Below are 21,102 nucleotides of genomic sequence, written 5' to 3'. Positions count from 1 at the left end.
CACCATTCATTATCATGTATATAGAGAAGGACAGTGTCATGTCTGAAGATATGCTACAAGACGTAGATCCATTAGAGACTCAGGAATGGGTTGATGCCCTGCAAGCCGTGTTGGAACAGGAAGGCCCAGAGCGCGCGCATTTTTTACTAGAGAAGCTGATCGATAAAGCGCGTCGTAATGGCACTCACTTGCCTTACAATGCCACAACGGCTTACTTGAACACTATCCCAGCGGGTCAAGAGCCTCACATGCCTGGCAACCAAGAGATGGAACGTCGCATTCGCGCCATCATCCGTTGGAACGCTTTGGCTATGGTTCTGCGTGGTTCTAAGAAAGATTTAGAGTTGGGCGGCCATATCTCAAGTTTCGCTTCAAGCGCGACGATTTATGATGTGTGTTTTAACCACTTCTTCCGTGCACCGAATGAAAAAGACGGTGGCGATCTCGTGTATTTCCAAGGCCATATCGCCCCTGGTATTTATGCGCGTTCATTCTTAGAAGGTCGTTTAAGCGAAGACCAACTGGCTAACTTCCGTCAAGAAGTGGATGGCAAGGGTCTGTCTTCATACCCACATCCAAAACTGATGCCGGATTACTGGCAATTCCCAACGGTTTCTATGGGCTTAGGTCCAATCCAAGCCATCTATCAAGCCCGTTTCCTGAAATATCTGACTGACCGTGGTCTGAAAGATTGTTCAGCACAAACTGTTTACTGTTTCTTAGGTGACGGTGAGTGTGACGAGCCAGAAGCCTTAGGCGCGATCGGTTTAGCAGCCCGTGAAGAATTAGATAACTTAGTCTTCATCGTTAACTGTAACTTACAGCGTCTTGATGGCCCTGTACGTGGTAACGGTAAGATCATCCAAGAACTTGAAGGCGAATTCCGCGGCGCAGGCTGGGAAGTTGTTAAAGTGATTTGGGGTCGTTACTGGGATCCATTATTGGCCCGTGACACCAGCGGTAAACTACTGCAGTTGATGGAAGAAACCGTTGACGGTGAATACCAAAACTGTAAAGCCAAAGGTGGCGCTTATACACGCGAACACTTCTTTGGTAAGTATCCTGAAACGGCCGAAATGGTTGCTAACATGTCAGATGACGACATTTGGCGCTTAAACCGCGGCGGTCATGATCCAGTTAAAGTTTACGCTGCACTGGAACATGCACAAAAAACCAAAGGCCGTCCAACGGTTATCCTCGCTAAAACCGTTAAAGGTTACGGCTTAGGTGATGCGGGTGAAGGTAAAAACATCGCTCACAACGTGAAGAAGATGGGCGTTGAGTCTATCCGTTACTTCCGCGATCGTTTCAATATCCCGATCCCAGATGACCAGTTAGAAGATCTGCCTTTCTATCACCCAGGTCCAGATTCTGAAGAAGTGAAGTACATGATGAGCCGTCGTGAAGCGCTGCATGGTAGCGTGCCACAACGTCGTCAAAAGTTCACTGAAGAGATGGAAGTGCCGTCACTGAAGATTTTCGATTCGATTTTACAGGGCTCAAACGGCCGTGAAATTTCATCGACTATGGCATTCGTTCGTGTGCTGACAGCATTGCTGAAAGACAAGAAAATTGGCAAAAACATTGTGCCAATTATTCCTGACGAAGCCCGTACTTTCGGTATGGAAGGTCTGTTCCGTCAAGTGGGTATTTATGCTCACGAAGGCCAAAAATACGTACCGCAAGACTCTGACCAAGTGGCTTATTATCGTGAAGATAAAACCGGTCAAGTATTGCAAGAAGGGATTAACGAACTTGGTGCCATGTCTTCATGGGTATCGGCTGCGACTAGCTACTCTGTCAACGATACACCTATGATCCCGTTCTACATCTACTACTCAATGTTCGGTTTCCAACGTATTGGTGACATGGCTTGGGCTGCGGGTGACATGCGTGCTCGTGGTTTCTTAGTCGGTGGTACTTCAGGTCGTACAACGCTTAACGGCGAAGGTTTACAGCATCAAGATGGTCACAGCCACGTTTTGGCGAACACTATCCCTAACTGTATTTCTTACGATCCAACCTACGGCTACGAAATTGCCGTTGTGGTACAAGATGGTATCCGTCGTATGTACGGCGAGAATCAAGAAGATATCTTCTACTACTTGACCACGATGAACGAAAACTATGAGCAACCAGCCATGCCAGAAGGCGCGGAAGTGGGCATAGTGAAAGGTATCTATAAGTTAGAAACGGTTGCGGGCTCAGGTAAAGGCAAAGTTCAGTTAATGAGCTGTGGCACTATCCTTGAACAAACCCGTAAAGCGGCGCAAGCACTGGCGAAAGACTTCGGTATTACTGCCGACGTATTTAGCGTGACTAGCTTCAACGAATTGACTCGCGATGGTCAAGCCGCTGAACGTTGGAACATGCTGCACCCAACCGAAACGCCAAAACAAGCCTATATCAGCCAAGTGATTTCAAGTGATGCACCTGCAATCGTAGCGACTGACTATATGAAGATTTACGGCGAACAGTTACGTGCTTATATTCCTACCGATTACAAAGTGTTAGGTACTGACGGTTTCGGTCGTTCAGACAGCCGCGAGAATCTGCGTCACCACTTCGAAGTGGATGCTAAGTTCATCGTTATTGCGGCACTGAAATCACTGGTTGATCGCAAAGAGCTGCCTGTCGATGTGTTAGCAAAAGCCATTAAAGAATATGGTATCGACGCTGACAAGATCAATCCACAGTACGCGTAAGAGGTAATAAAAATGGCTGAATTAAAAGAAGTTTTTGTTCCTGATATCGGCGGCGATGAAGTGCAAGTGATCGAAATTTGTGTGGCTGTGGGTGATACCCTAGCGGCAGAAGAATCGATTCTTACCGTCGAAAGCGACAAGGCGACTATGGATATTCCAGCGCCTTTCGCCGGTGTTTTAGCCGAATTGAAAGTGGCTGTGGGCGATAAAGTATCTGAAGGTACTTTGATTGCTATGATGCAAGCAGCGGGCGCGGCAGCTGCTGCTCCAGTTGCAACACCCGCTCAGGCGGCACCGGCATCTGCACCAGTTCAAGCGGCTCCAGCCCCAGTGGCTGCTGCTCCTGCGACTGGCGCAACCAAAGTGGTTGAAGTGACTGTACCTGATATCGGTGGCGACACTGATGTGTCGGTTATCGAAGTCCTGGTTGCTGTCGGTGACAAGATTGAAGTGGATAGCGGTTTAATTACCCTAGAAACAGACAAAGCGACGATGGACGTGCCATCACCATTCGCGGGTGTGGTTAAAGACGTTAAAGTCGCAGTTGGCGATAAAGTGTCGCAAGGCTCTTTAGTCATCATGCTTGAAGTTGGCGGCGCTGCACCTGCAGCCGCGCCAACTGTTGCTGCCCAAGCGGCTCCTGCCGTTACGGTAGCGCCAGTGGCCGCAGCACCTGCTGCACCTGCGGCAAGCGTGGTTGCGGTAAAAGAAATTCAAGTGCCGGATATTGGCGATGCCAGCAATGTCGATGTGATCGAAGTGCTCGTGTCTGTTGGTGATGAAATCACTGCTGACCAAGGTTTGATTACCCTTGAAACTGACAAAGCCACCATGGAAGTGCCTGCGCCATTCGCCGGTAAACTGCTGTCTTTGACTGTTAAAGTGGGTGACAAGGTATCTCAAGGTAGCGTTATTGCGACGATTGAAACTGTGACTGCAGGTGCAGCTCCTGCACCTGTAGCTCAAGCGGCAGCTCCTGCTCCAGTGAGCGCGGCGCCCGTTGCAGCCCCAACACCTGCAAGCCGTCCTCCAGTGCCACACCACCCAAGCGCAGGTACGCCTGTGTCTACCGGTGCGGTACATGCGTCTCCTGCGGTACGTCGTTTAGCCCGTGAATTTGGTGTCGACTTGACCCAAGTTGCTGGTACTGGCCGTAAAGGTCGCATCATGAAAGAAGACGTACAGGCGTATGTGAAATACGAACTGTCTCGTCCGAAAGCCACTGCGGCAACCTCTGTGGGTTCAGGTAACGGCGGCGGTCTGCAAGTGATTGCAGCACCTAAAGTTGATTTCAGTAAGTTTGGTGAAGTGGAAGAAATTCCATTAAGCCGTATCCAGAAGATTTCTGGCCCTAACTTACACCGCAACTGGGTAACTATTCCGCACGTGACTCAGTTCGATGAAGCTGATATTACTGAAATGGAAGAGTTCCGTAAGCAGCAAAACGATGTAGCGGCGAAGAAGAAAGCCGATTACAAGATCACGCCTTTAGTGTTTATGCTAAAAGCTGTGGCTAAAACGTTGCAACAGTTCCCAGTGTTCAACTCAAGCTTAAGTAGCGATGGCGAATCACTGATCCAGAAGAAGTATTTCCACATCGGTGTGGCGGTTGATACGCCAAACGGTTTGGTTGTGCCAGTCGTGCGTGACGTGGATAAGAAAGGCATTATCGAGTTATCTCGTGAACTGGCTGATATCTCTATCCGTGCCCGTGATGGCAAGCTGAAATCTGCAGATATGCAAGGTAGCTGTTTTACTATTTCAAGTTTAGGTGGCATTGGCGGTACAGCGTTTACGCCTATCGTTAACTACCCAGACGTGGCGATTTTAGGTGTGTCTAAATCTGAAATTAAGCCTAAGTGGAATGGTAAAGAGTTCGAACCTAAATTGATGTTGCCATTGTCGCTGTCATACGATCACCGCGTGATCGATGGTGCTATGGCTGCACGCTTTAGTGTGACGCTGTCAGGAATTCTGTCCGATATTCGTACTTTGGTTCTGTAAGCATATAAGGCTGCTCATCTTGAGTGGCCTTTTGTTTATTGTGATCAGTATCAAACACAGGTTAAAATGCGCCCACCTTACGCGCTGGCGCATTTTCGGTTGGCAGGATAGCTCCTCCAACGGATTGAATGAGAATTAGAGGAAAACATGAGTAACGAAATCAAAACTCAGGTAGTGGTATTAGGTGCAGGTCCTGCAGGTTATTCTGCGGCTTTCCGTGCAGCGGACTTAGGTCTAGAAACCATTATCGTTGAACGTTTTAGCACTTTAGGCGGCGTGTGTCTTAACGTGGGTTGTATCCCATCTAAAGCCCTATTACATGTTGCTAAAGTTATCGAAGAAGCCAAAGCCGTTGCTGCTCACGGTGTGGTTTTCGGCGAGCCAACTATCGATTTAGATAAGTTACGTGGCTTTAAAGAAAAAGTCATTGGCCAATTAACTGGCGGATTGGGCGGTATGTCCAAAATGCGTAAAGTTAACGTGGTTAACGGTTTTGGTAAATTCACTGGCCCTAACACGCTAGAAGTGACTGCTGAAGATGGCACTGTCAAAGTGGTTCAATTCGAGCAAGCGATCATTGCTGCGGGTTCTCGCCCAATCAAACTGCCATTCATTCCGCATGAAGATCCACGTATTTGGGATTCGACTGACGCATTAGAACTGAAAGAAGTTCCAGGTAAGTTGTTAGTAATGGGCGGCGGTATTATCGGCCTAGAAATGGGTACTGTGTACGCTTCTTTAGGCAGCGAGATCGACGTGGTTGAAATGTTCGACCAAGTGATCCCAGCAGCTGATAAAGACGTTGTTCGCGTATTCACTAAGCAAATCAAGAAGAAATTCAACCTGATCCTTGAAACTAAAGTCACAGCGGTAGAAGCCCGTGAAGACGGTATCTATGTTTCTATGGAAGGTAAGAGCGCACCAACTGAAGCAGTCCGTTACGATGCGGTATTAGTAGCAATTGGCCGTGCACCTAATGGCAAGTCGTTAGATGCAGAAAAAGCAGGTGTTAACGTTGATGAGCGTGGCTTTATCAAGGTTGATAAGCAACTGCGTACTAACGTACCGCACATCTATGCAATTGGTGACATCGTTGGTCAACCTATGTTAGCTCACAAAGGCGTGCACGAAGGCCACGTAGCGGCTGAAGTTATCGCTGGCATGAAGCACTACTTCGATCCAAAAGTGATCCCATCAATTGCTTACACTGACCCAGAAGTCGCTTGGGTTGGTTTAACTGAGAAAGAAGCGAAAGAGCAAGGTATTGCTTACGAAACCGCAACTTTCCCATGGGCAGCAAGCGGCCGCGCTATCGCATCTGATGCGAGTGAAGGCATGACTAAACTGATTTTCGACAAAGACACTCATCGCGTAATCGGTGGTGCGATTGTTGGTGTTAACGGCGGCGAGCTGTTAGGCGAAATCGGTTTAGCGATTGAAATGGGTTGTGATGCTGAAGATTTAGCATTAACCATTCACGCTCACCCAACACTGCACGAATCAGTGGGCTTAGCAGCTGAAATGTACGAGGGTTCTATTACTGATTTGCCAAACCCAAAGGCAAAGAAAAAGTAATTTAGCTGTCGATTAAAAAAGCGCTCATTTGAGCGCTTTTTTATTGCCTGTATTTTTTTGTAACTTTTATGTAAACAAGCGGATGAATTGATAGGATTGAGCTGCTACAGTACAGTTATACCCAAGCGACCTCAAAATACGAGTTTCAGAGCGCCCAGGGTGCTTCAATTCAAGGCGCATCAATGAAAAAATGTCGGCCACCTTTTGAATTGATGCAACACGGAAGTGGAGTGCCCTGGGTGCTCCGTCCCGGTGGCTGATGTTAACCACGGGGTAACGCACTTTATGCCGTGTTGGCTATTTTTGACTTAGCCCACTAGGCCTACAAATAGCCGCAATCGCCATATATGTCGTGAATGCCATTTATGCAGGAGCAATAAATAGCCTTGCTGAAAGTGCGTTACCATGCCGTTAACATCAGCCGCTGAATTCTGCATTTTGAGGTGGTTTGGGTATATGTATGAAGTAAGCCGTCACATGCAAACAAAAATAATTAGAACAATTCTGACATGTTTCATCCTTTCATTGACTTGCGTCCACTCGGCTTGGGCGGGCGGTTTTGTGCAGCGAGTTTTTACTGATAGGGACGGTTTAGCGGTCACCAGTATCCGAGGCTTGGCCTTAGATGATTACGGTTTTGTATGGGCCGCGACTGAGCAGGGCTTGTATCGAGTCAGTAATTCTAAGGTGCGGCGTATCGATAAAATCGGCACCGAATCGCGACTGTCAGATGACTTTTTAACCTCAGTAGTAAACATAGAACGTGACAAGTTATTGGTTAGCACCAACGCCGCAATTTACCTCTACGATATTGTCCAAAATCAATTTACCGCCTTTGGTTCTCCCTATTTATTCCCGCAGTTTCCCGGTGGTGCGCTGGTCTCGGCAGCCCGAAAGAATAGTAAAACATGGCGATTGTTAATTGATAATGGCCAGATTTATGAATTCTCCCCTTCAAAGTCCGAACTGCGCCTCATTACTCAGTTGCCGGTTAATCGCGATCTTCCTTGGCGCAAATTGCTGGTCATGCCTAACGGTCAAATGCTGGTCGCGGGAACCTTGCAATTAGAGTTGCTGGAGCAAAATGGCGAGCGGGTGTTCCAATACTCTTGGACTGAATCTATGGGCAGTATTCTCGATATGTTAGAGGATTCTCAACATAGGATCTGGATTGCGACCGGACGCGGCGTTTATCAATTAGATCAAATTTCTAGGCAAATTATCCCCGTGCTAGAATTGCCCGATTGGAGCACAGTGATCATTGAGGATGCTAAAGGGGATCTGTGGTTTTCCAGTCGCATCGGTTTATTGAAATGGTCGCCCGAAACGCGGCAGATTGAAAACTATCAAAAAGAGTTGAAGGCTGAGGCCAACATGGAAACGCTGAAAGCCATGTTGTTTGATGATGCAGGCTTGATGTGGGTCGGAGGCTCAGGCGATGGATTGGCTTTATTGGCGTCACAGCCTGATTTCATCCTCGATACTTATACTGGCGATGAACCCTATCAACTGAGCGATGCCATGACTTGGTCAGTGCATGCCAGTGATGAAGGGGTTTGGTTAGGTTCTTCCAGTTTAGATTTTATTGCAAAAGGCAGTAGCAAAGCGTTTAACGTGCCAATTGAGGGATTTAATCCCCATGAAAGTATTTACGATATCAGTGCGTTTGAGGGGCATTATTTACTGTTATCGACGACCAGCGGCCTTTTTGTTGTCGATAAAGACACTTTGCAAGGCAGTAGCTTTTCTAAATGGACTCACGGCAATGATGATTTTAAAAATAAGCTTATTTATAAAACCTATCGTGACCCCAAACTGAAAGGACGTGTTTGGATTGCGACCACAACAGGGCTGTATTTTTGGGAAATGGGACTGTACGAACCTCAGCCCTTTGATATTGATAAGTCATCGAACAAGTTTGACGGCCCTAAGCGCCCCGTGATCCGCACTATTTATCGTACCTCCGACGATCGTTTGTGGGTGGGCGGTAAAAAAGTCTTTGGTTACATCGACAGCCAAAACGAGTTTCATGATCAGCGGCAGTTGTTTAATGCTTTTGCAGCACAACCCACGGTCAGTCATATTGAAGAAATGTCACCTGGGGTGATCTGGTTCGGCTCCTATGAAAAAGGTTTATTTGAATACCATCAGCAAACGGGATCGTTAATTTCATTGACCTCCGAGTGGCAATTAAATTGTAGTTCAGTGTTTTTTATTCAAAAAACGCCCAAGTCTAATCTTGTGGGCTGCTCGGATTCTTTGGTGCGACAGGATATCCAAACGGGCGAGATTGCCATGTTTAATCAACTCGATGGTTTAATTTCCGATGAGATGAACGAAGGCGCCTATTTTTACTCACCTAAAACAGGCTTTTACTTAGGCACGCCCGAGGGCGTGATGCGACTTGATGTCGATAGGCTGGCCAATCGCATTACCGATGACCATGTGATGCTTGAATCTGTCTCTGTGTACTATAACAACACGACCGAAGTGTCCCTGTTGCCGCGCAACCTGATGACCATAAAACCCGAAGCCAATATGGTTAGTTTTCAAATCACTAACTTAGATTATCTCGATGATTCGCCCATCCAATTTAAATACCGATTACGTTATCAAGATGAAGAGAGTAATTATGTGCTGCTTCAGGGTGAGTCGCAGATTAACCTCGCAGGTTTAGCTTCGGGTGGTTATGTTTTAGATATTTTAAGTCAGGTCAATGGAATATGGTCCGATAAACCTTTTACCTATCCCTTTTATGTTGAGCAGCATTGGTGGTTATCCCAAGGTTTTAAAGGCATTTTACTGCTGTTATTTTCTATTATTGCCTTAAGTCTTGCTTGGTATCGGCAACGCCAGATCAATACCTTTAAGCAGATGAATCTGGCATTAACTGAGAGTGATGACAGGCTGAGGCAATCTTTGCGCGGTAGTGACTCGGATCTCTGGGAATGGCATAAAAATACTCAGGCATTTCATCTTGATAATCGCGGTGCAGTTCTCGGTACCCATGCCAATGAGATTGTTGTGAGCTTAGCAGAGTTGCCTGTGCATCCACAGGATAGGGAAAAAGCGCTCGCTCAGTGGGATAGCATGATATCGGGGGAGATAGATAGATTCGAAGCCGAGTATCGTTATCAGCGCAAGGATGGTAATTGGGGCTGGTTAAGGGTAAGAGGGCGGCCCGTTGCCCGTAATAAGCACTCCAATGAGATTGAGCGGGTCGCAGGGATTTATAGTGATATTACCGTGCAACGCCAGTTAGAAGATGAAGTGAATTTACTGGCAAAAGCGTTTGGTAACACATCTGAAGGTGTACTGATTTTAGATGTCGAAGGCAGTATTCGCGTGGCGAATTACGCGGCACAGCAAATTATCGGCATCGATTCTGCTGACTTAGTAGGCCAATCCTTTACCCAATTTGTACAGATGAATGACGGTTTGGCATCGGAAATTAAGCAACTCCTCAGTGATAGCCAGTCTTGGACGGGCGAGCGTGAGTTAATTAACGCCAGTCAGCAACCCTGTCCTGTGTGGCTAAACGTATCTGTGATGCAAAGTGCCAACGGTAAAGTGACCCATTATGTGGTGGTATTCTCGGATATTACCGAACGTAAACAAACCGAAGCCGATTTACGCCGCCTAGCCAATTACGATGTGCTTACGGGATTGCCAAACCGCTCCTTATTTTCTAGTCGCCTATTACAGTCTATTCAGGCCGCGCAGCAAACGGGCGAGAAATTGGCGCTACTGTTCTTGGATCTCGATAGATTTAAGCATGTTAATGACTCCTATGGTCATAGCATGGGCGATGCCTTACTGGTCGAAGCCTCAAGCCGACTACAATCCTGTATTGCTAGCGAGCATATGCTCTGCCGTTTTGGCGGCGATGAATTTGTGATTTTACTCAGAAATGCCAACAGCATTGATGAGATAAACCACATTGCCGAGCGGCTGCTGGAACAAATTGTGGCGCCTTTTAAGTTATATGGCCGTGAGTTTTATATTTCGACCAGTATTGGCATCAGTATTTGGCCCGATGATGCGGTGCAGCCCGAGGCCTTTATCAAGAATGCCGATCTTGCTATGTACCACGCCAAAGAAGAAGGGCGGGGGAATTTCCAATATTATTCCTCTGAGCGTAATGCCCAAGCCCTCTATCATTTACGGCTTGAGGCCGATTTACGTAAAGCCATAGAGCGGCAAGAGTTCGAGCTTTATTACCAGCCGCAGATTGATATTTTACGTAACGATAAGCTCATCGGAATGGAAGCATTAATTCGCTGGAAACATCCGCTGGACGGCTTTATTCGTCCCGATATTTTCATCAAAGTCGCCGAGGCCTGCGGTTTAATTGTCGATATTGACCGCTGGGTGTTAAGGCAAGCTTGTGTGCAGGGAGCACAGTGGGCGAAACGTTATGGCTCTACCTTTAAGTTGTCGGTTAATATTTCGGCGGTGCATTTCAGGCAGCCAGATTTTATTGAAGACATACAAAGAATTCTGCATGAAACCCAAATGCCGACGGCGTCTTTAGGCTTAGAAATTACTGAAGGCGTATTGATGAAAGAGCTGCACGTGGCTAAAGATCATCTCTCGCGATTGAAATCCTTGGGGATTGAAGTTGCCATTGATGACTTTGGGACGGGTTATTCTTCTCTGGCTTATTTACGCCATTTTGAGGTGAATACCTTAAAAATCGATCGCTCCTTCTTGATTGATATCGCCACCAATAAGGCCGATCAGGCGATTGTAAGCAGTATTATTGAATTAGCCCGTAACCTTAAATTAAATGTGGTTGCCGAAGGGATTGAGACGGTTGAGCAGTTAGAGCAAGTATTTAGCCGCGGCTGTTATATTATTCAAGGGTATTATTTTGCTAAGCCTATGTGCGTGGATGATTTTGAACGCTATTTAGAAACAGATAACAGAATCTTCGCTATTGAGCATTAAGCTAGACCATATAACCTATTATCGGCTCGCTTATGTTTGATCATGCGTCCTTGATATTTGTATTGGCGATAGGCCATACGAGCAAGATATAAACCAGCGTCCTTAAAATTTAAATGACAAAATATTCAGCTATGATTGATATTTTGTTTCGTCATTTATTCAATTAAACTGCATCTGTTTGTGTAAATAGTACACAGTCTTATCACTAGTCGGTCCAGATAAAATATGACTGACGGTTAAATCGATAAGTTTGGTAATATAACTCGGATTTTTATCCCATAAAAAAGTAACCTCACCATGATGCGTCAACTACTCGCTTCTATTATTTTGTGTTTGTGCATGACTCCGTCGATGGCGGCAGAGCGCCTTAAAATTGGTGTCGTACTCAGTGGCGGCGGTGCTAAAGGCGCTGCCCATGTGGGGGTGCTCAAAATATTAGAAGAACATAACATCCCAGTCGATTACATCGCGGGCACCAGTATCGGTGCCTATGTCGCAGGTATGTACTCCTTGGGTTACAGCGCCAGCGAAGTCGAAGCAATCATGATGGGTGTTGATTGGGACAGTGGCTACTCGGATACTATCCCGCGCAATATTTTGAGTTATAGGGATAAACAGTTACGCGATCGCTACAACATTCCGCTGAACATTGGTTATAACGAAGGCCAAGTAAGGGCGCCAAGTGGGTTGCTGCGTGGTCAGACTATGTCGCAGCTTCTACGTCAGTCTACCGATCTAGTACAGCAATTTGGTAATTTCGATGATTTAGCCATTCCCTACCGTGCAGTGGCGACCGATTTAGAAACCAGCTTACCTGTGGTGATCAGTCACGGCAGCATGGTCAAAGCCATGCAAGCCTCTGCGACGGTTCCCGGTGCGCTGCAGCCAGCTCAAATTGACGGTAAGTTATTGGTCGATGGCGGTATTGCCAACAATATGCCCGTCGATGTTGTTAAGGCCATGGGCGCCGATATTATTATTGCCGTCGATATTGGTTCACCTCTAGTCAAAAAAGATAAATTAGACAGCACTATTGCCGTGCTCGATCAGCTCTCCAACTTTTTGACCAATGCCAGCACCGAAAAACAAAAACTGCTGCTGACAGATAAGGATGTGTTGATCCGTCCCGCGATCGACGCCTTGAGCACTACAGATTTCACTATCATGCCCTTGGCATTAACCCTCGGCAAAGAAGCCGCTAATGGACAGCTTGATAAGCTGAGCAGCATGAGCGTGAGCCCTGAGGAATATGCCGCCTACGTCGAGGCCAAAAAAGCCAAAGGTAAGTTGTTAATGGCAGATGTGCGTCATTCTGTTAATGAAATTGTCTTCGATAACCAATCTAAGGTGAGTCTGAATCTCTTAACGGAAACTTTGAACATTAAACCTGGGCAAGCTGTGTCTAAGGACGAGCTCAATGAGGCGTTAAAGCGTATTTACTCCCTCAATAAGTTTGAGCGTGTCGATGCTGAGTTTGTCGAGGGTGAAGACGGCCGCGTACTGACTGTGACCACTAAAGCTAAGTCTTGGGGGCCAAATTATTTCCAACTGGGCTTTAACTGGGAGGATGATTTTAACTCTGAATCTGCTATCAGTTTTGACATGGCCTATACCATGACGGATTTGACCTTCAATGGTGGCGAATGGCGCAATGAAATCAAACTCGGTATGGAAAAGTTGTTTGCGACTGAGTTCTATCAGCCATTAGACAGAGACCAACAATTCTTTAGCCGCGCCCGTTATCAATACGATACCCGTAATTGGGACTTATACGATAACAACAATCGTCTACTCACCTTCGACAAGAAAACCCACACCATAGAACTCGGGATCGGCTACAACTACACCTCACAGGGCATGATTGAGCTGGGTTTAGTGGCGGAGAAGGGCGCGATAATTAATGATGCTTGGCTTTCAAGCGACTTGGATTTTAGCTCCTATGGAGCTTACTTTAGATTCGGCTACGACAGCTTAGACAGTATTAGTTTCCCGACGTCGGGTAATCGCGTGACCTTAAACGTTTATGTGCGCAATGAAGATTTCGATGACATTATCGACGATAACCAAAACCAATACAGTGTGCAGATAGAGGCCGACTGGAAGGGCGCCTTGAGTGTCGGCAATCATGCTTTTGTGGGTAAGGCATCGATTTCAACCAACGATAATGATGGGATGAATACGCTGCATCTATCTGAGCTGGGTGGATTTTTAAATCTATCTGGCTACCATAAAGACTCACTGACCGGCGCGCATAAAGTCTTTGGCGCCTTTGTTTATCAATATGATCTCGGGCGTGATGCGCTCGGTATGACAGATTATCCTTTGTATCTAGGTTGGAGTTTGGAAGCGGGCAATGTCTGGGATGAGCGCTCTGAAGTCACCCTCACCGATCTGATTTATGCATCGAGTCTCTACATTGGTACTGATACTTCCATGGGACCTGCGGCAATCGGCTTTGGGATCACAGATCTTGGCGATAAGTCCTTCTATTTATTTGTGGGTAAAAACTTCTAGCGAGTGATGCATGTGAGGTCTTGAGGGCATGACTGAGGTTGTGCCCTTATTTTTTGTGCGATGAAAATCCTAAACGGCCTTGATGGCATAGTGCCTGAATCGGTTCGCGCGACGCTAAAGTGTCATATCCTTTTACAAAATCTTACTACTGTGAGGCGTGCCAAGATGCTAAGGTTTTGCGGGAAAAATAATAATTCTTAAGGAAGCTGGGGAAAACAATGAAGAAGATAAGCACACTGGCACTGGGTATCGCCCTGAGTTTAGGTTTAGCCGCTTGTAGTACTGAGCCTAAAACTGAAGTCGCCGCGGTTTCTGGCATTGAATTGCAAAACTTTGATGCCTCAGTTCGCCATCAAGACGATTTCTATTACAGCGTTAACGGTAAATGGTTAGCGAATACGCCTATTCCAGCCGACAAGTCTAACTACGGCGCATTTTCTGTGCTGTACGATCAAAGCCAAGATGCATTGAAAAAGATCATCGATGAAGCGGCCGCTAAAAAGAATCCCGCGGCAGGCTCGAATGAGCAGAAGATTGGTGATTTCAATGCCAGCTTTATGAATACCGATTTGCTTGAAACCTTAGGCGTTACTCCGCTTAAGCCATTGCTGGCCGATATTGCTGCCGCAAAAACACACGCTGATTTACCTGCCGTTATGGGTAAATTGCTGACGACCGGCTCTGGTATTCCCTTTGGTTTTTACGTCAATAACGACGCTAAAAATTCAACTCAGTACGCCGTGTATCTAAGCCAGTCGGGCCTTACGCTGCCGGACCGCGATTATTACCTGAAAGATGATCCTAAGTTTGCCGCTAATCGCCAAGCTATGGCGAAATATGTGACAGACATACTGACCGAAGCGGGTTACAAGGATGCTAAACGCGCGGCTAAAAACGTTGCCGATATTGAAATGATGATCGCCAAAAGCCAGTGGAGCCGAGTGGAATCCCGCGACGCCAATAAGGCTTATAACAAGTTAGATCGCGCTGAACTGCAAAAGTTAACGGGTCAATTTGATTTCAATGCCTTTGCGACCAGCGCAGGTTTAGGCGACAAAGTCTCTGACATCATAGTGCGCCAACCCTCTTACTTCGAAAAACTCGGTGCAGGTTTCGAGACCTTTCCGGTATCGGCTTGGCAGGATTATCTCGCGTTCCACTTAGTAGATAGCTACGCCGAGTTACTGAGCAAAAACTTTGTTGATTTGAACTTCGCCTTTAAGAGCAAAACCTTAATGGGTATCGAAGAGCAACAACCACGCTGGAAAAAAGCGGTTGATGGCGCCGACCAAGTGATTGGTGAGTTAGTGGGCGAAGAGTACGTTAAGCAATATTTCAAGCCAGAAGCTAAAGCGCGTATGGAAACCATGATCAAAAACTTGATCAAAGGTTTTGAAGTCAGCATCAATGAACTTGAGTGGATGACGCCAGAAACCAAAGTCGCCGCCCAAGAAAAACTGGCTAAGTTTACCTATAAAATCGGTTATCCAGATAAGTGGAAAGATTACTCAGGTTTAGATATCAAGGCTGACGAGTTAGTCGGTAACTACATGCGTTACGCACAGTTTGAATATCAAGACATGATCAACAAGCTTGGCAAGCCAATCGATCGTACCGAATGGGGCATGACGCCACAAACGGTGAACGCTTATTACAGCCCAGTGAAAAACGAAATCGTATTCCCTGCTGCGATTCTGCAGCCGCCATTCTTCAATATGGATGCCGATGATGCGGTGAACTACGGTGGTATCGGAGCTGTGATCGGCCATGAAATCAGCCATGGTTTCGATGACCAAGGCGCTAAGTACGATGGCGACGGTAACCTGCGGGATTGGTGGTCAGATAAAGACCGCGAAGAGTTCCAAAAACGCGGTAAACAACTGTCAGCGCAATACTCAGGTTATGAAGCACTGCCCGGCAAGTTTGTTAACGGTGATTTGACCTTAGGGGAAAACATCGGCGACTTAGGCGGCTTAACCGTAGCGGCACGCTCGTATCTAATGAGCCTTAATGGCAAACCAGCGCCAGTGCTTGATGGATTAACGGGTGAGCAACGCTTCTTTGTGGGTTGGTCGCAAGTATGGCGTCGTAACTACCGTGATGAAGAGCTGAGCCGTCGTTTGCTGACTGATCCGCATTCACCGAGTCACTACCGCGCTATGGGTACGCCGCGTAACGTGGAAGCCTTCTATAAAGCCTTCGAAATGAAAGAAGGCGATAAAATGTATTTAACGCCAGATGAACGTGTAAAAATTTGGTAATACATGCAGTTGATTGAAATAAGAAAAGCCAGACAATGTCTGGCTTTTTTATTGATGACAATAATCAAGGATGCTGCTGATTAATGTCCGTAACCTAAGGATTCGATTTTAGTGACTTTATTGTCCGTGGCATAAAGCCGGCGCATTAAGCGTGTCGGTCCAAAGTCATAGGTCCATTCTTGATACTCAGTCGGCAACTTGCTGGGATCGATCACTCGGTCGCCGTCTGAGTTGAGATAAGTCGCTGGTAAACTAAATTCGCGAATATCACTGGGCGAACCGCACTTCTCCAGCACAGTGGTTAAGGTATCGCCAGTGTTGACCACTTGTTGCTTGCAGTGCATGGCACCACCCGCATTAGCGGACAAGCTGACGGACATGAGTATTAAGCCCATGGGTAATAATACGGGTGATAATAAAGACAGGTACTTCATTGGCTCCCCTCTCGTGCATACAACAGCATTCTGCCATTCATCCATATGGTTAAAACTCATTATCCATATGGCCAAAATTCAGCTTATACGCCCAGCAGAGACTAGGCGTGTTATGGCGTTATTGAGCTAAGAGTGTCGGCAAGGCCAATAAGTTCTCAGCCTGATGGTGGGCTATAACCCACTTAGCATCGCCTCTTTGCTCTGGCGCGGGGATCGCAAGCGTTTGCATATTGGCCGCTCGGGCAGCAATTAAGCCGTTAAAAGAATCTTCGATCGCAAGGCAATAGCGGGGATCGACATCTAACGCCTTAGCGCAATTCAAATATACTTCAGGGTGGGGCTTGCCGTAGGTGAGGCCCTCGGCCGATTGCACCGCCATAAATTTATCGCTGAGTCCTAACTTAGAGAGCACCGCCTCGATAATAGTGTAAAACGAGGAGGTGGCTAAGCCGATTTTAAGACCCAGTGCTTGGCAGTGATCAATCGCTTCGTGAACGCCCAGCATAGCTTCGCCGCTAACCAGAATTTCATTCGCTACCTTATCAACAATCGCTTGGCTGACCTTGGCATTGTCGTAGTGAGGCCAAGGAGCCTTGTGGTACCAATAATCCACGCATTGGTCGATGCGTAAACCTGTGGTTTGTTGAATCGTTTCTATGGTCACGGGCACGCCAAGTGCGGATAACACTTCATACTCGACCTGCTGCCATAGGGGTTCTGAATCGATTAAAACGCCATCCATATCAAAAATAACGGCTTGAATGCTTAGGGATGTCATTGGTACTCCGATGGACTGGGGAAATAACTGAGATATGCAGTAAATTAAGCCTGAGTGTAAGTTCTCGCACCGCATCTTAAAAGCCAAAATGCCGCAAGATGAGAAAAATTTACACATATTTGATCTAGGGCGCTGAAAATTGCCTGTTCGATTTAAAATTAATGAAACATTGTTAACTATTTGTAGTGTATGGTTTTTTGTCTGTTTTCAAACTATTGTCTAATTTCACTTGTTTTAATATTCCCGTAAGTTGGCATTCGCCGCCGGATTTAGTCCTTATTTCGCTTTTTGCCGAGTGTGACCTGATTCATACTTTTGCAAAGCTGTAGTATACTGCAGGCCGGAAATACGGGTCGATCATGTCGGACTGTCAGCTTCAATTAAGAAGACGTGCAGTTTCGTTGTTAGAGCGCCAAACAAAGAGGAATGTTGCCGTGCTAGAAGCATATCGTAAACACGTCGCAGAACGTGCTGCAGAGGGCGTAGTCCCTAAGCCATTAGATGCACATCAAGTGGCTGAACTGGTTAAGTTAGTTCAAAATCCACCCGCAGGTGAAGAGGCTTTCGTTCTCGACCTGCTTGAAAATCGAATTCCCCCAGGTGTTGATGAAGCCGCTTATGTTAAGGCTGCTTTCTTAGATGCGGTTGCCAAAGGCACTGAAAAATCACCTATTTTGTCTGCTGAGCGTGCTACTGAGTTATTAGGCACTATGCAAGGCGGCTACAACATCGAACCTCTGATCGCGCAGCTGGATAACCCAGCGTTAGCACCTTTAGCCGTTAAAGCCTTATCTCACACTCTGCTGATGTTTGATTCTTTCCACGATGTGGTTGAGAAGATGGAAGCAGGCAATGAGTTTGCTAAGCAAGTGGTTGAAGCGTGGGCGAATGCAGATTGGTACTTAAACCGTCCAAAACTGGCCGACAAAGTCACTCTGACAGTATTTAAAGTCTCTGGTGAAACCAACACCGATGACTTGTCACCAGCACCAGATGCTTGGTCACGTCCTGATATTCCATTACACGCGTTAGCTATGCTGAAAAACGCCCGTGATGGTATCGAGCCTGATGTTGCTGGCGCCGTTGGTCCAGTGAAAAAAATCGAAGCGTTAAAAGCGCAAGGTTTCCCATTAGTCTATGTGGGCGACGTTGTGGGAACGGGTTCATCACGTAAATCAGCGACTAACTCAGTACTGTGGTTTATGGGCGATGATATTCCATTTGTACCCAACAAGCGCGCTGGCGGTTTCTGCCTTGGCGGTAAAATTGCACCGATTTTCTTCAACACTATGGAAGATGCGGGCGCACTGCCAATCGAGCTTGACGTAAACAAAATGGAAATGGGCGATGTGATTGACATCTACCCATACGCAGGTGTGGTTAAGCGTCACGACAGCGACGAAGTGATTTCAGAATTCAGCTTAAAAACTGAAGTGCTGTTAGACGAAGTTCGTGCTGGTGGTCGTATTCCACTGATCATCGGTCGTGGTTTAACTGACAAAGCCCGTGAAGTATTAGGTTTAGGCGTATCTGACGTATTCGTACGTTCACAAGACGTGGCTGATACGGGTAAAGGTTACACGCTAGCGCAGAAGATGGTCGGTAAAGCATGCGGCGTAGCTGGCGTGCGTCCTGGCCAATACTGCGAACCTAAGATGACCTCTGTTGGTTCACAAGATACCACAGGTCCTATGACCCGTGACGAGCTGAAAGATTTAGCTTGTTTAGGTTTCAGTGCTGATTTGACTATGCAGTCATTCTGTCACACTGCGGCTTATCCAAAGCCTGTTGATGTGAACACGCATCATACTCTGCCAGATTTCATCATGAACCGCGGTGGTGTATCACTGCGTCCAGGCGACGGTGTTATCCACTCATGGTTAAACCGTATGCTGCTGCCAGATACCGTTGGTACGGGTGGTGACTCACATACGCGTTTCCCAATTGGTATTTCATTCCCAGCAGGTTCTGGCTTAGTGGCGTTTGCTGCGGCGACTGGCGTTATGCCGCTCGACATGCCGGAATCAGTATTAGTGCGCTTCAAGGGCAAAATGCAACCCGGCATCACACTGCGTGATCTGGTACATGCTATCCCATTAAAAGCCATTGAACTGGGCATGCTGACCGTTGAGAAGAAAGGTAAAGTCAACATCTTCTCTGGTCGCGTACTGGAAATCGAAGGTCTTGAAACCTTGAAAGTTGAACAAGCTTTCGAACTATCTGATGCTTCAGCTGAGCGCTCTGCTGCCGGTTGTACTATCAAGTTAGACAAAGAACCTATCATCGAATACCTGAACTCAAACATCATCATGCTGAAGTGGATGATCGCTGAAGGTTACGGCGATCGTCGTACCATTGAACGTCGTATCAAAGGCATGGAAGAGTGGTTAGCGAATCCTGAACTGATGAGCGCCGATAAAGATGCTGAGTACGCTGCAGTGATCGAAATCGATTTAAACGACATCAAAGAGCCAATCCTGTGTGCGCCAAACGATCCTGATGATGCAGTACTGCTGTCATCTGTTGCGCAAACTAAGATTGACGAAGTGTTCGTCGGTTCTTGTATGACCAACATTGGTCACTTCCGCGCAACCGGTAAGATGTTAGATAAGTTTGCTAAAACCCTGCCAACTCGTCTGTGGATTGCACCACCGACTAAGATGGACAGAGATCAGCTGACTGAAGAAGGCTACTACGCGATTTTCGGTCGTGTAGGCGCGCGCATCGAGATCCCAGGCTGTTCACTGTGTATGGGTAACCAAGCACGTGTGGCTGAAGGCGCAACTGTGGTATCGACTTCTACCCGTAACTTCCCTAACCGTTTAGGTACAGGCGCTAATGTTTACTTAGCCTCTGCTGAACTGGCTGCGGTTGCTGCACTGTTAGGTCGCCTGCCGTCGCCTGAAGAATATCAAGAATACGCAAAAGAGTTAGACGCCACTGCGGCTGACACTTACCGTTACTTGAACTTCGACCAAATCGAGTCTTATACACAAAAGGCATCGGAAGTGATTTTCCAGACTACCGTGTAATCGATTGCCGTTAAGGTAACGTGATGTAAAAAGCCAGCGCAAGCTGGCTTTTTTGTAGGTCAGTTTCTCCTCCACATATATATGTACAAATAACCCCTTTAAATAGTGATGTCTCGGCTCTCCCATATAAGAGGCTCGGTTTTCATAAATGGCTAACATTGTTATTAGGCAATTAACTAAGGCGTGCTCCTAATAAGTATCAGGCTTCACCTCGCTTAATCTTCCTTTTGAAAGACTAAATTCTTCTACTTACATACTTACCTACAAATCATCTAATGGCTTTTTGAGAAGGATAATGTCGAGCAAAGGCATTAGTTTGACTGAATTGTGGATAAGTTTGGGGGTAAGTGGTGGGTATGATGTGATTAGCTTGAAGGAAATGAATTAACTGCAAATTTCCTTAAAATAGGGGTTGCGCACTTTCTCAATCTCCCTATAATGCGCATCCACTGACACGGCAGACAGCGAAAGCAAGCTGGCGAGTTAGGTTGAGTTGAGTAGCTTTTAAGCACTTAATTCAATCGCAGCAAGAAGTTAAAAAAACTCCTTGACGCGAAACGGGAAATGCGTAGAATACGCAGCCCTAGCCACCTGGAAGCGTTCGGCGCTCAGTGTGGTACTCACCTTCTCTTACGAAGTTGAGTTGCTCTTTAACAAGATAAAACAAGAAATCTGTGTGGACACTCACAGGTGTTGAGTTAATCGAAACTGCTTAACCTTCGGGTTGGCAGTCAAAAATTTAAATCAATATTTTCTGTATCACGAAAGTGATGAGTGTTCATAGCAATATGTACAGTTTGTTTCAGCCCTTCTTTTATAAGGAGTGCGAGAAACAAAAAATCAGAATTC

The 21,102-nt window shown here is 46.6% G+C and carries 9 protein-coding genes; 7 read left to right on the top strand and 2 right to left on the bottom strand.

What is annotated here, in order from left to right; translation table 11 throughout:
* Window positions 1–38: 38 nt before the first annotated feature.
* The 6 genes from aceE (at window position 39) to Q4Q50_RS18535 (ending at window position 16,009) form a co-directional block, all read left to right on the top strand.
* The gene (gene aceE, locus Q4Q50_RS18560) at window positions 39–2,705 is read left to right on the top strand and encodes a pyruvate dehydrogenase (acetyl-transferring), homodimeric type (protein WP_115333757.1); all 2,667 of its coding nucleotides are present in this window, start codon (window positions 39–41) and stop codon (window positions 2,703–2,705) included.
* Window positions 2,706–2,717: 12 nt separating this feature from the next.
* On the top strand, window positions 2,718–4,709 hold the full coding sequence (gene aceF, locus Q4Q50_RS18555; protein WP_311900559.1) for a dihydrolipoyllysine-residue acetyltransferase: 1,992 nt from the start codon (window positions 2,718–2,720) through the stop codon (window positions 4,707–4,709).
* Between the two features lie 147 nt (window positions 4,710–4,856).
* A complete protein-coding gene (gene lpdA, locus Q4Q50_RS18550; RefSeq protein ID WP_006084361.1) occupies window positions 4,857–6,284 on the top strand; it encodes a dihydrolipoyl dehydrogenase in 1,428 nt (475 codons plus the stop codon).
* 456 nt (window positions 6,285–6,740) lie between these two features.
* Window positions 6,741–11,234 (top strand): EAL domain-containing protein, encoded by a 4,494-nt coding sequence (locus tag Q4Q50_RS18545; protein ID WP_311900558.1) that lies wholly within the window; start codon window positions 6,741–6,743, stop codon window positions 11,232–11,234.
* A gap of 297 nt (window positions 11,235–11,531) precedes the next feature.
* A complete protein-coding gene (locus Q4Q50_RS18540) occupies window positions 11,532–13,748 on the top strand; it encodes a patatin-like phospholipase family protein (protein WP_012588704.1) in 2,217 nt (738 codons plus the stop codon).
* A gap of 218 nt (window positions 13,749–13,966) precedes the next feature.
* Window positions 13,967–16,009, top strand: a complete 2,043-nt coding sequence (locus Q4Q50_RS18535; RefSeq protein ID WP_259563894.1) for a M13 family metallopeptidase — start codon at window positions 13,967–13,969, stop codon at window positions 16,007–16,009.
* 80 nt (window positions 16,010–16,089) lie between these two features.
* Here Q4Q50_RS18535 and Q4Q50_RS18530 read toward each other — a convergent pair whose 3' ends face one another.
* Together Q4Q50_RS18530 and hxpB are read right to left on the bottom strand one after the other, a co-directional pair.
* Window positions 16,090–16,443, bottom strand: a complete 354-nt coding sequence (locus tag Q4Q50_RS18530) for a DUF2845 domain-containing protein (protein ID WP_006084354.1) — start codon at window positions 16,441–16,443, stop codon at window positions 16,090–16,092.
* Between the two features lie 118 nt (window positions 16,444–16,561).
* A complete protein-coding gene (gene hxpB / locus Q4Q50_RS18525) occupies window positions 16,562–17,221 on the bottom strand; it encodes a hexitol phosphatase HxpB (RefSeq protein ID WP_259563893.1) in 660 nt (219 codons plus the stop codon).
* Between the two features lie 434 nt (window positions 17,222–17,655).
* Here hxpB and acnB point away from each other — a divergent pair, with 434 nt between their 5' ends.
* Window positions 17,656–20,253: a bifunctional aconitate hydratase 2/2-methylisocitrate dehydratase gene (gene acnB, locus Q4Q50_RS18520; protein ID WP_006084352.1), complete on the top strand. Its 2,598-nt coding sequence runs from the start codon at window positions 17,656–17,658 to the stop codon at window positions 20,251–20,253.
* The last annotated feature ends 849 nt before the right edge of the window (window positions 20,254–21,102 follow it).

Source organism: Shewanella scandinavica (genome assembly GCF_031932065.1).
GTDB classification, from domain to species: Bacteria; Pseudomonadota; Gammaproteobacteria; order Enterobacterales; family Shewanellaceae; genus Shewanella; species Shewanella baltica.
This window is presented reverse-complemented; position numbering and strand designations above follow the sequence as displayed.